Raw genomic sequence first — 12,621 nt, 5'->3', positions numbered from 1 at the left:
AGGTAAAACTAAAGAGTGCTGCGAAATTTTCTGCGAATTTACTTCTTTTAAGCTTCAACAAGTTTAAATACTGCCGCATCATGACGATATACTCATTATCCTTCTCTATGTTGACAAAGCTCGAGTTCACATTGTTCCTATCTTTACGATAAAACGAGTGGGAGCGTTACCATGAGAGCGAGGTCATTCCAACAAAAACGGAATTAAAAGCTAATCAAATACAATGGTCATGCATTTGTAATGAAATACATTGACTAGAAAAGTGTGGTGTCCATATTGAAAGATGTTTCGATTTCATCTTTGGAAAATATGAAATTAAAAGAGCTGTATGAGCTAGCAAAAAAGTACAAAATCTCTTATTACAGCAAACTAACAAAAAAAGAATTAATCTTTGCCATTTTAAAGGCGAACGCTGAGCAAGAGGATCTTTTATTTATGGAAGGGGTTCTTGAAATTATTCAGTCTGAGGGATTTGGTTTCTTAAGACCAATTAACTACTCCCCAAGTTCTGAAGACATTTATATTTCAGCTTCACAAATCAGACGCTTTGATTTACGAAACGGAGATAAGGTGTCTGGAAAGGTACGACCTCCAAAAGAGAATGAACGCTACTATGGCCTCCTTCATGTCGAAGCGGTAAATGGGGACGACCCAGAATCAGCTAAGGAACGTGTTCACTTTCCTGCACTCACGCCGCTATTCCCTGATCGTCAAATGATTCTTGAAACACAGCCTAATCACCTGTCTACTAGAATTATGGATATGATGGCGCCAGTTGGGTTTGGGCAGCGTGGTTTAATTGTTGCACCGCCTAAGGCTGGGAAAACCATTTTGCTCAAAGAAATTGCCAACAGCATTTCTGAAAATCACCCAGAGTCAGAGCTGATTGTCCTTTTAATTGACGAACGCCCAGAGGAAGTAACAGATATCGAACGTTCTGTTGCAGGGGATGTTGTTAGTTCAACCTTTGACGAAGTACCGGAAAACCACATTAAAGTAGCAGAGCTTGTATTAGAGCGTGCCATGCGTCTTGTCGAACATAAGAAAGATGTTATCATCTTAATGGACAGCATCACAAGGCTTGCTCGTGCGTACAACCTTGTCATCCCGCCAAGCGGCCGAACGCTTTCCGGCGGTATTGATCCAGCGGCTTTCCACCGTCCAAAACGCTTCTTTGGTGCTGCGCGTAACATTGAAGAAGGCGGAAGCTTGACGATTTTAGCCACTGCGCTCGTTGATACGGGATCACGTATGGATGATGTGATTTATGAGGAATTTAAGGGAACGGGGAACATGGAGCTTCATTTGGACCGCTCTCTTGCAGAAAGAAGAATTTTCCCAGCAATCGACATTCGTCGTTCTGGTACGAGAAAAGAAGAACTGCTTGTACCAAAAGAGCATCTTGATCGTTTATGGGCGATGAGAAAATCGATGTCAGATACACCTGACTTTGCTGAGAAGTTCATGCGCAAAATGAGAAAAACAAAGACAAACCAAGAATTTTTCGATATTTTAACGCAAGAATGGAAACAAGCGAACATGTCTGCATCAAGAAGATAGCTTGTTGAAAAAATACATTTGCAATCATAGACTCACACTGTTATAATTTCATCATGTGCGTTTCAGAATTTATTCTGAGATATTAACTCTGTTTCCGAATTGGATTCAGGGCGGAAGGAGATGACAGTAGATGAAAACAGGAATTCATCCTAACTACAAAAAAGCTACAGTCAAATGCGCTTGTGGAAATGAGTTTGAAACTGGATCAGTAAAAGAAGAGGTACGCATCGAGATTTGCTCTGAGTGCCATCCTTTCTATACAGGCCGTCAAAAATTCGCTTCTGCTGATGGACGTGTTGACCGCTTTAACAAAAAATACGGTCTTAAGTAATAATAGATACAATAAACAGGCAGGAATCCGTTCTTGCCTGTTTTTTTACGTGGATTGATGGAACTTTAAAACGGGGGAGAAGACCTTATGTATGTGATGAAACAAAGCGGTTGGCTTGAAGTCATCTGCGGAAGTATGTTTTCTGGAAAGTCGGAAGAATTGATTCGGAGAGCCAAAAGGGCCACCTTTGCCAAACAAGAAGTAAAAATATTCAAACCAGCGATTGATAACCGATATAGTACAAGCTCAGTTGTTTCACATAACGGTTCATCGGTCGATGGGATTGCAGTAGCCTCACCAAAAGACATAATAACGCACATATCAGAAAGAACCGATGTCATTGGCATAGATGAGGTGCAATTTTTTGATGAGACAATCATTGACATTGTCACTCAATTGGCTGATAAAGGTTACCGAGTCATTGTTGCAGGCCTTGATCAAGACTTCAGAGGAGAGCCATTTGGTGTTGTTCCGCATTTAATGGCATGTGCAGAGCTTGTAACAAAACTTCAAGCAGTTTGTTCGGTATGCGGCTCCCCAGCGAGTAGAACACAACGCTTGATCGACGGTAAACCCGCATCCTATGATGATCCCATTATTTTAGTAGGTGCGCAGGAATCATACGAAGCACGATGCAGACATCACCATGAAGTACCAAGACTTGACGTTGGTACAACACTTGACAATTAAAAAAATAGCAAATGCCGCTGTGTTTCGTTTTTTGAGATTTTGGCTGAACACCCATCATTTGTACTTAAATAAATTAAATAACGCTACGAAAAAATTATCTAATTTTCAACGCTTGCGTTTTAGTATAAGCAGGCATAAAATGACTAACTGTAGTGTAAAGCATTTTAACGAAAAGTTCGATTTCTTGTCATAATTTTTTTGATTAAGGATTATTCTCCTTAATCGTTCTTTAAATTAATAGTTCACTTTATTTATATTTTAGAAAGAGGGTAGTTTTTGATGAACAACGTGAAGAAAACAAAAGAAGGGTACCTCGAAACCACATTGACAGGTAAAGATGTATTATCGATTCCAACGTTGAACAAAGGCGTTGCTTTTTCTGAAGAAGAAAGACAAGAGCTTGGACTAGAAGGCTTACTTCCTCCAACTGTTCTCACTTTAGAACAACAAGCGGAGAGAGCGTACAAGCAATTCCTAGCACAGCCAGATCGTCTTCGTCAAAACGTATACTTAAGTGATTTGCAAAACCGTAACGAAGTATTGTTCTATAAGCTTATATCAGACAAGCTTCGTGAAATGCTTCCTGTTGTGTACACACCAACTGTTGGTGAAGCGATTCAAGAATACAGCCATGAATACAGAAGACCTCATGGTGTCTATCTTTCAATCGAGAACATTGACGGCATTGAGAAAGCATTTGAAAACTTACATGCAACAGCAGGAGATATCGACCTGATCGTAGCAACTGACTCTGAGAGCATTCTTGGAATTGGTGACTGGGGTGTTGGTGGTATCAACATCGCAATTGGTAAATTAGCTGTTTACACGGCTGCTGCAGGTATTGATCCAAGCCGCGTGATTCCAGTCGTATTAGATGTTGGAACAAACAATGAAAAATTATTGAATGATCCATTATACATCGGAAACCATCACAAACGTGTACAAGGTGAAAAATACGAAGAATTCATTGATGCATATGTAAAAGCAGCGCTTAAATTCTTCCCGAAAGCATTGCTTCACTGGGAAGACCTTGGAAACAAAAATGCGCGTAACATCATGAAAAAATACAATGATAACATCTTAACATTCAATGATGATATTCAAGGTACTGGTGCCATTACTTTAGCGGGTGTTCTTGCAGCTGTCAAGAAAACTGGTACTCAATTGAAAGATCACCGTGTGATGATCTTCGGAGCTGGATCAGCTGGAATCGGAATCGCAGATCAAATGCGTGACACAATGGTTCTTGAAGGTCTAAGTGAAGAAGAAGCAAACAATGCTTTCTGGACTTTAGACTACAGAGGATTACTGACAGATCAATTCGAAGATGAAGTGTTTGATTTCCAAAAACCTTACCTTCGTTCTTCTGATGAAGTAGAAGGCTGGGCACGTGATGAAAAAGGGCAAATCTCATTTGCTGAAACTGTTCGCAGGGTGAAGCCAACGATTCTAATTGGTACATCAGGTCAAGGCGGTGCATTCACTGAAGAAATCATTAAAGAAATCGCAGCACATACAGAGCGTCCAGTGATCATGCCAATGTCTAACCCAACACCACTTGCGGAAGCTGTTCCAGAAGATCTATTCAAATGGACAGACGGCCGTGCACTTGTTGCAACAGGAAGCCCGTTCGAAAACGTTGAGTATAACGGAATTGAACATGAAATTGGACAATCAAACAATGCGTTCGTTTTCCCTGGACTTGGTCTTGGCTCAATCGTAACGGAATCAAAAATCATCACAAAAGGCATGTTCGTTGCTTCTGCAGATGCGATTGCTGAAATGGTTGATCATGATAAACCAGGTGCTGGTCTTCTTCCAAGCATTGATAAATTGCAAGAAGTTTCTATCAAAGTGGCCATTGAAGTGGCAAAAGCAGCAATTAAAGATGGTGTCGCAAGAAGAACGCCTGACGACATCGAACAAGCTGTGAAAGATGCAATGTGGATTCCTGAATATAAAAAAATTGTAAGAGCATAATAAATTGTGTAACGCGGCATTGTTTAGGGTAATTTAAACAATGCCGCAATAAATAGAAACTTGTAAGGATTTAAGGAGGAAGAGTAAGGTGGACTTTTTAAATATTTTGATCCTCCTAGCACCGATTTTTTTCGTTATCGCGCTGGGTTGGTTCGCAGGACACTTCGGTAGCTATGACGCTAAATCTGCAAAAGGTGTAAGTACACTTGTGACAAAGTATGCTTTGCCAGCGCACTTTATCGCCAGCATTCTGTCAACACCAAAAGATAAATTCTATAGTCAAATTCCATTTTTCGTTGCATTGATTTTAGGAATCGTAGGTTTTTATATCATTATCCTTCTTGTTACGAAATTTGCTTTTAAATACGATTTAACAAATTCATCTATTTTCTCGTTAAACTCAGCTCAACCGACCTTTGCATTTATGGGGATTCCAGTCCTAGGCAGTTTATTTGGGGCTCAAGAAGTTGCAATTCCGATTGCAATTACCGGAATAGTTGTAAATGCAATGCTTGATCCAATTGCGATTATTGTGTCAACTGTCGGTGAAAAAACAAAAGGAAAAGCCAAAGACGGCGAAAGTTTCCTTAAAATGACGACGAAAGCTATTTTGCACGGTTTATCAGAGCCGCTTGCACTTGCACCACTAGCAAGTATCATTCTTGTTCTTTTAGGATTTAAACTGCCTGAAATTGGACATGAAATGCTAGAGGAAATTGGAAGTGTTACGTCAGGGGTTGCGCTATTTGCAGTCGGTGTCACTGTTGGTATCCGTAAAATTAAATTAAGCCTACCAGCATTCAGTATCGCATTGCTAAAAGTAGCTGTACAACCATTGCTTATGTATTTTATCGCCATTTTCATGGGTCTTTCGGCTGATGAAATTACAAAAGCTGTATTACTTGTTGCCTTCCCAGGTTCAGCTGTTGCAGCCATGATCGCAACCCGATTTGAAAAACAAGAAGCAGAAACTGCATCCGCATTTGTGATCAGTGCAATCATGTCATTAATTTCATTACCGATCATTATTGCACTTACCTCATAATAAAGTAGAAAGGCTGCCTCATGAGGCAGCCTTTCTTAGCGAAATGAATGAAACAGAGGGAAGAGCGCACGCTTTTTTTTGATGTCAATGTGCGTGATTTCCTTTTTTTCTTCTATTTGAGAGGGTTGTTTCAAGCTCGCAGCAAGACGCTCAAGTTTAGTGGTGAGATCTTCAATTTCTCTACGGTGCTGGAGCAGCTGATAGGATACACCTTCATCTGCTTTTTTAGCCAGTTTCCGTTCGAGTTCTTGCAGTCGTTTTTCTACATCAGTGCTGTGCAATTGCTGCTGAATGAGCTGATTCACCTGCTTTTCCAATGCTTCGATCCGCTTTGTGGAGGCAGCAGTTTCTGCAGCAGGCGACAACTGTTGAACGGTTTCCGTGTGGATTGGCAGTCGAATGTCTTGAAGGATCACACCTTCACTCATTTGGTGTTTGACTTCTTTGAGAAGCTGTACAATATCTTCATGAAATTCATAATGTCCAAGTTCATTCCGGGCGACAGGGATGTTGAGCTGTTTAACCCAACGCTGAATCGTTTTTGAAGAAACGCCAATTTCTTTTGCAACCTCATTTGTATTCAAACCAAATGCCCTCCCTTTTTTCAATTATAAGTACCATTCTCTTCAAGAAGGAACTGTTCCTTCACGTTAGACAAAACAAGTAACCAATCGCCAAAGATCGTGTTTTCTAGCGGAAAATTGCAGAAAATCAATTGTTTTGGAAATTTTTTTGACTGTCATACCCCGCTATACTATAATTAGACTGTTACGCACAAAACAGAGGTGAAGACCATGTTAGACCGTTTAAAATCAATTGAAGAACGCTATGAAAAGCTAAATGAATATTTAAGTGACCCTGAAGTGGTGAACGACCCTAAGAAGCTTCGTGAATATTCGAAGGAACAATCTGATATTCAAGAAACTGTTGAGGTATATAGACAATATCGTGCGGCATACGACCAGTTGAGCGAAGCGAAAGCAATGCTGGAAGAAAAGCTGGATGCCGAGATGCGCGACATGGTCAAAGAAGAAATTTCAGAGCTCACAGAGGAAACGGAACGTTTAGAAGACGAGCTGAAAATCTTGCTGATCCCGAAAGATCCGAATGACAACAAAAACGTTATTGTGGAGGTTCGTGGTGCAGCAGGAGGAGAAGAGGCCGCGCTTTTTGCTGGAAACCTTTACCGTATGTACAGCCGTTATGCTGAAATGCAGGGCTGGAAAACAGAAGTAATGGAAGCGAATGTGACTGGAACTGGCGGTTATAAAGAGATTATCTTTATGATTAGCGGGAAAGGCGCATATTCCAAACTAAAGTTTGAAAACGGTGCACACCGCGTGCAGCGTGTTCCGGAAACGGAATCAGGCGGACGGATTCATACATCAACAGCGACAGTTGCTGTCTTGCCCGAGGCTGAAGAAGTTGAAATTGATATCCACGAAAAAGACATCCGTGTAGATACTTTCACATCAAGCGGGCCTGGCGGACAAAGTGTTAACACAACCATGTCTGCTGTTCGATTAACTCACCTTCCAACAGGCGTGGTTGTTTCCTGTCAGGATGAGAAATCACAAATCAAAAACAAAGAAAAAGCCATGAAAGTATTACGTGCGAGAATTTATGATAAATTCCAGCGTGAAGCACAGGCTGAATATGATCAAACGCGTAAATCTGCTGTTGGAACAGGGGATCGTTCAGAGCGTATCCGTACGTACAACTTCCCACAAAACCGTGTAACAGACCACCGCATCGGATTAACGATTCAAAAGCTTGATCAAATTTTAGAAGGAAAACTTGACGAGGTCATAGATGCATTAATTATGGAAGACCAAGCAAGAAAGCTTCAAAATGCAAAATAATCAGCGTACCAACTTTGAAGCCCTTAAATGGGCTTCTTCTTTGTTAACGGAAGCCGGTAGAGACCAAAACGCAGCAGAGCTCCTTTTGATGCATGTACTGGACTTAAGCAGAAGTGAACTTCTTGCACGTTTTCATGATCAGCTGCCAGAGGAGCAAGATCGGTTATTCAGCGAGTTTGTCACGCAGCACAAGAAAGGCGTGCCTGTTCAGCATCTAACAGGTATTGAATTTTTTTACGGCCGTCCCTTCGAGGTGAACAAACATGTTCTCATTCCTCGCCCTGAAACGGAAGAGGTCGTTTTGACGGCACTGAATTTGATGAGTGACATCTTCCCGCACGATCAGCCGCTTCAAGCAGTAGACGTTGGCACCGGAAGCGGGGCAATTGCGATTACGCTCGCTCTTGAAAAAGAAACACTATCTGTCACAGCAACGGATATTTCACATGAAGCACTTGCGGTAGCAAAGCGGAATCAGCAAGCGCTAGGTGCAGACGTCCATTTTTTACAAGGGAACTTACTCGAACCTATCAAGGATCAGGGCATCAAAGTGGATCTGTTTATTTCCAATCCACCTTATATTGCGGCAGAAGAAATGGACAGCTTGTCAGAGGTGGTTACGAAGCATGAGCCAGTAAATGCGCTGACAGATGGACGTGATGGTCTGTGGTTTTATAAGCGTCTCATTCGTGATCTTCACCATGTACTTCATAAGCAGGCGGTCGTTGTCTTTGAAATTGGATATACGCAAGGGCAAGATGTAAAAGCACTTCTCTTGCAGTCATTTCCCGCGGCAGATGTCCGCATCGTCAAGGATATTAACGGGAAAGACCGAGCTGTTTGCGCACACATTCAAAACGGAAAGTCCGGCTGAATAAAGTCGGACTATTTTATTATGTAAAGATGAAACTTATGGTAAAAGAGAAACGTATATATAGAAGAATGAACATTCTGATCATGATTTTTTTACATAAATTTGTTTTGAAGGAGCGAATGGTGTGAACAGAAGGTATGCGATGGTGTTGGTCATCGTCAGTGTACTATTGATTGTGAGTGCTTGTGGCAAACCGAGCTTTAAAAAAGAAGCAGCAGCATTTGGAGAAAGCTATAAAAAAGCACAATACACAGTGAATCGAACAGATGACCTAACTGACATGAAGGAGAAGCTGAAGTCTTATTTAACCGAGCATGAATATCAAGAATATACACAAGACAGCATGTTCCCGAGCGTGTTAGAAGCAGCAAAGGATCAAGATTGTCAAATTAAGCTGAAGAAAATTACGTTTACGCCTTCAGATGAAAGCGATGACAGAATTGAATTTAACTATGAAATGATGATTCAATTTATTAATCAGAACGGAAAAGTCAAAAAAGAAATCAAGAAAAAAGGAGCAATGACTGTCATCAAAACAGATGCAGGGTTAAAAATCAGCCGAGATTGGGATGGAAGACTGTACCCTTCCGATTACCAATCCTCACTCCAAAGCCGTTCTTAATGGAACGGTTTTTTTCATTTGACTCATAATCTATTAAAAAAATCATTTTTCCTGTTTATGAGATGGGTTTCCTGGACACAATGTTTGTAGCGAAGAGAAAAAGTGGGGGGAACACATCATGTTTAAAAATAAAATGATGATTTGTCTTTATATGTTTCTATTATTATGCGGTGCTTTTGCAAACCTTGGCAGAGAGGAGACAGCGGCTGCTTCTGCAAATCAGCCTGTTGTGATACCAGATGAAGCCATTCGATTACGCATTTTAGCAAATAGTGATCGTTCAGCAGATCAGGATGTGAAAAGAAGCATTCGAGACGAAGTCAATGCCAATATGACAGAATGGGTCAAAGACCTTACATCCATTGAAGAAGCAAGACGTGTGATTCGGTCCAAGCTGCCAGAAATCAATCGCATTGCCAAAGCGAATTTGAAGGAGCAGCACATTGATCAATCCGTATCAGTCAGTTTTCAAAAAGCCTCATTTCCAACAAAGCTCTATGGAAATTTCGTCTATCCTGCAGGGAAATATGAAGCCATTTTAATTACGCTTGGAGAAGGGGATGGAGCCAATTGGTGGTGTGTGTTATTCCCGCCGCTCTGCTTTATCGATTTTTCAAATGGAGAAGCCATCGCGTCGCCAGAGGGGGATGAGGATAACGAAGTGACAGCACAGCAAACAGATGAGTCTGTGAATGAAGTGGTCAAAGAAGAGAAAGAAGAGACGGGTGAAGTGAAATTCTTTTTATTCGAATGGGTCTCTAGTCTTTTCTCCTAAAAAAGGTATAAATCTGTTTTTGCCTCATAGAGTTGAAGTAAGAGATCAAAAAGAGGTGAAAGCATGTTTTATCAATTAAGAATAGCCACAGAAGAAGATGCCCCAGCGATCAATGCTTTTCTTGAAAAAGGACAAGCGAAAGGCGGCGTCACGCTTGCAGAGCGTACGACATTTGTTGTCATGGAAGATGCAGAAGGTCAGCTGGCAGGGTGTTTAGGTCTTGAACAGCTTAGTGAACAAGAGGGCCTGCTGCGGTCTCTTGTCATATCAGATAAACTAGGTCAGGGACACATCGTATCTTTGTTCCAAAGTGTTCAAACGCTCGGAGGGAAAATAGGTGTGGATACGTTTTATGTCGTCGCCAACCACTCCTCCTCACATGACTTTTTGGCATTGATGGGCTTCACGGCTTTAGAGGATATTCCAGAAAGCATGTGGGTATCTGCACATGCAAAAGAGATCTTAGCGAAAGAACAGGCAGTGGTTCTTCAAAAAAAAGCCAGTTAATCACAATATATTGAACTTATACACATACTTATCCACCGTTAAACAAGCGTTATCCACAAATTGTGGACAACGCTTGTTTTATTGATCATCATCTTTTATACTTTCAAAAGGATAATTGAGATATATCAACAGTTTTATCTTTTTTAAAAGGAGTTTGTATGATGTTAAATACAAGAAGGTGGTCTGTGGATTTAGAAAAGAATTTATCCACATACTATCCACAAATTGAACAGGCAGCGTTGTTATTGCAGCAAAACGAAGTGGTCGCTTTTCCGACAGAGACGGTGTATGGACTAGGGGCTAATGCGAAAGAGACAGAAGCTGTCATGAAAATATATGAAGCGAAAGGGCGTCCAAGTGACAATCCATTGATTGTCCACATTGCGGCAATTGAGCAGCTTCATGAATTTGCGCAAATAGAAAGCGAAAAAGCAAAGGCATTGATGGATGCCTTTTGGCCGGGTGCATTAACCATTGTTCTTCCGTGTAAGCCGGGCACTTTATCAAAGCAGGTCACGGCAGGTTTATCCACGGTCGGTGTGAGAATGCCTGACCATCCGATTGCGCTTGAGCTCATCCGAACGGCTGGCCTGCCGATTGCCGCACCAAGTGCCAACCGTTCAGGCAAACCATCACCAACACAAGCTGACCATGTAGCGAGTGATCTCGATGGAAGAATCGCTGGAATTGTCGATGGTGGTTCAACTGGTATTGGCGTTGAGTCAACGGTTGTATCCTGTGTCGACGAGATTCCAGTCATCCTAAGGCCGGGCGGGATTACAAAAGAAGCTTTAGAAGAGGTAGTAGGAACGGTTAGTATTGACCCAGGGCTGACAAAAAAGGACGAAGCGCCTGTATCGCCAGGGATGAAATACACACACTACGCCCCTGAAGCTAAGATGTATCTCTTTTTTGGAAGTGATGAAGAGATGCAGCGTCACATTCAAACATACCAGGCGGAAGGTTTCAAAGTTGGCGTGCTGACAACAGAAGAAAAGAAATCGTTGTTTGCGGCAGATGTTGTTTTCAGCTGTGGGTGGAGAGAAAAACCTGAAACGATAGCGGCAAACTTATATCGTGTACTAAGACAATTTGATGAGACAGATGTAGATGTCATTATTTCAGAATCCTTTTCAGAGCAGGGGGTTGGTTCAGCAATTATGAACCGTCTGCAAAAAGCGGCAGGAGGGCGCACTCTCTCTTCATTCAAATAGTTCTAACCCTTCTTGGACAAACATAGGTTAAAGGAGAATGCGTGTCCAAGGGGGATTTACATGTACGAACTAGCTGGCGAATTGCTGACGCTCAGCATCATGGCTTTTGCACTGGGGATGGATGCTTTTTCGGTTGGACTTGGCATGGGAATGATTCAGCTGAGGTTTTGCCAGATCATTTATATTGGACTTGTCATTGGGATATTTCATATGTTTATGCCGCTTTTTGGCATGCTAACAGGTCAGCTCCTATCAGGCTGGCTCGGTCTCCTTGCCACCTATATCGGCGGGGCGCTGCTTTTGGTGCTCGGGCTGCAAATGATCATTGCGTCTATTCGCAAAGAAGATAAACCATTTATCGCACCTGTTGGCGCTGGTCTTGTTCTTTTTGCAACAAGTGTCAGCTTAGATAGTTTTTCCGTTGGTTTAAGTCTCGGAATTTACGGTTCTCGCGTATGGATGACCATTTTATTGTTTGGTTTTTTTAGTATGATCCTCACATGGCTTGGATTATTACTCGGTAAACAGGTCCGTTCATGGGTGGGATCATATAGCGGAGCGCTTGGCGGAATCATTTTACTAGCCTTTGGTATCAAATTATTATTTCCGCTCTAGTCAGTCTCCTTACATAACATGTAGAATGAAATGCTATATAATAGAAGAAAAGGAGGGCGAAAGATGAAAATCTTATTTGTTTGTACGGGAAATACATGCAGAAGTCCGATGGCTCAAGCCCTTTTTGCTTCAATTGCACAAGAGAAAGGTTTAGAGGTCACTGTTAAATCAGCGGGCATTTTTGCCTCAGATGCTGGGAAGGCTTCTCCTCAAGCGGTCGAAGCACTATTTGAGAAAAGCATTCCACTGAATCACTCTTCAGCAAAACTGACAGAGGATCTTCTGCGAGCAGCTGATTACGTCTTCACCATGACCATGCAGCATAAACAGTTGATTGTGGAGCAATATGCACATGCAAAAGACAAGATTTTCACTCTAAAGGAATTCGCGACAGGGACAGAAGGCGATGTATCCGATCCATTTGGAGGAAGCCTGTCTGTTTATCAGGAAACACGTGATGAACTTGAAGCATTGCTCCAGCAGCTGGCTGAGAAATTGAAAAAGGATCAGACGTCCTCATAATGGACAACCTGTAAAACCGTTGCA

At 41.8% G+C, this 12,621-nt stretch carries 14 protein-coding genes; 13 read left to right on the top strand and 1 reads right to left on the bottom strand.

Annotated features, from left to right (window positions below):
- Positions 1-276 precede the first annotated feature (276 nt).
- The 5 genes from rho (at position 277) to MHB83_RS02890 (ending at position 5,606) form a co-directional block, all read left to right on the top strand.
- Positions 277-1,560, top strand: coding sequence for a transcription termination factor Rho (gene rho / locus MHB83_RS02910; protein ID WP_003215202.1), 1,284 nt, complete (start codon positions 277-279; stop codon positions 1,558-1,560).
- A gap of 130 nt (positions 1,561-1,690) precedes the next feature.
- On the top strand, positions 1,691-1,891 hold the full coding sequence (rpmE, locus tag MHB83_RS02905; RefSeq protein WP_003215407.1) for a 50S ribosomal protein L31: 201 nt from the start codon (positions 1,691-1,693) through the stop codon (positions 1,889-1,891).
- A gap of 87 nt (positions 1,892-1,978) precedes the next feature.
- The gene (locus MHB83_RS02900; protein WP_003214626.1) at positions 1,979-2,581 is read left to right on the top strand and encodes a thymidine kinase; all 603 of its coding nucleotides are present in this window, start codon (positions 1,979-1,981) and stop codon (positions 2,579-2,581) included.
- Between the two features lie 279 nt (positions 2,582-2,860).
- Positions 2,861-4,561: an oxaloacetate-decarboxylating malate dehydrogenase gene (malS, locus tag MHB83_RS02895; RefSeq protein ID WP_003215037.1), complete on the top strand. Its 1,701-nt coding sequence runs from the start codon at positions 2,861-2,863 to the stop codon at positions 4,559-4,561.
- An 88-nt stretch (positions 4,562-4,649) separates the two neighbouring features.
- Positions 4,650-5,606 (top strand): AEC family transporter, encoded by a 957-nt coding sequence (locus MHB83_RS02890; protein ID WP_003214757.1) that lies wholly within the window; start codon positions 4,650-4,652, stop codon positions 5,604-5,606.
- Positions 5,607-5,641: 35 nt separating this feature from the next.
- Here MHB83_RS02890 and racA read toward each other — a convergent pair whose 3' ends face one another.
- On the bottom strand, positions 5,642-6,190 hold the full coding sequence (gene racA / locus MHB83_RS02885; protein ID WP_342496618.1) for a chromosome-anchoring protein RacA: 549 nt from the start codon (positions 6,188-6,190) through the stop codon (positions 5,642-5,644).
- A gap of 210 nt (positions 6,191-6,400) precedes the next feature.
- Between racA and prfA the strand changes: the two genes are divergently transcribed.
- The 8 genes from prfA to MHB83_RS02845 all read left to right on the top strand — a co-directional run bounded on the left by prfA (position 6,401) and on the right by MHB83_RS02845 (position 12,597).
- A complete protein-coding gene (gene prfA / locus MHB83_RS02880; RefSeq protein ID WP_050944445.1) occupies positions 6,401-7,468 on the top strand; it encodes a peptide chain release factor 1 in 1,068 nt (355 codons plus the stop codon).
- Positions 7,458-8,342, top strand: coding sequence for a peptide chain release factor N(5)-glutamine methyltransferase (gene prmC / locus MHB83_RS02875; protein ID WP_342496617.1), 885 nt, complete (start codon positions 7,458-7,460; stop codon positions 8,340-8,342). The genes prfA and prmC overlap by 11 nt, the downstream gene beginning before the upstream one ends.
- Before the next feature lie 142 nt (positions 8,343-8,484).
- The gene (locus MHB83_RS02870; RefSeq protein WP_003214608.1) at positions 8,485-8,964 is read left to right on the top strand and encodes a hypothetical protein; all 480 of its coding nucleotides are present in this window, start codon (positions 8,485-8,487) and stop codon (positions 8,962-8,964) included.
- Positions 8,965-9,082: 118 nt separating this feature from the next.
- On the top strand, positions 9,083-9,739 hold the full coding sequence (gene spoIIR, locus MHB83_RS02865; RefSeq protein WP_342496616.1) for a stage II sporulation protein R: 657 nt from the start codon (positions 9,083-9,085) through the stop codon (positions 9,737-9,739).
- 63 nt (positions 9,740-9,802) lie between these two features.
- Positions 9,803-10,246 carry a hypothetical protein gene (locus MHB83_RS02860; protein ID WP_003215151.1) on the top strand — a complete coding sequence of 148 codons (444 nt, stop codon included), beginning with the start codon at positions 9,803-9,805 and terminating at the stop codon, positions 10,244-10,246.
- A gap of 161 nt (positions 10,247-10,407) precedes the next feature.
- Complete coding sequence (locus MHB83_RS02855; protein ID WP_342496615.1) at positions 10,408-11,460, top strand: L-threonylcarbamoyladenylate synthase; 1,053 nt, start codon at positions 10,408-10,410, stop codon at positions 11,458-11,460.
- A gap of 60 nt (positions 11,461-11,520) precedes the next feature.
- Positions 11,521-12,075 carry a manganese efflux pump MntP family protein gene (locus tag MHB83_RS02850; RefSeq protein WP_137054279.1) on the top strand — a complete coding sequence of 185 codons (555 nt, stop codon included), beginning with the start codon at positions 11,521-11,523 and terminating at the stop codon, positions 12,073-12,075.
- Between the two features lie 63 nt (positions 12,076-12,138).
- Positions 12,139-12,597, top strand: coding sequence for a low molecular weight protein arginine phosphatase (locus MHB83_RS02845; protein ID WP_284907427.1), 459 nt, complete (start codon positions 12,139-12,141; stop codon positions 12,595-12,597).
- The last annotated feature ends 24 nt before the right edge of the window (positions 12,598-12,621 follow it).

Origin of the sequence: Bacillus sp. FSL K6-3149 (genome assembly GCF_038630515.1) — a bacterium.
Taxonomy (GTDB): Bacteria; Bacillota; Bacilli; order Bacillales; family Bacillaceae; genus Bacillus; species Bacillus pumilus.
This window is presented reverse-complemented; position numbering and strand designations above follow the sequence as displayed.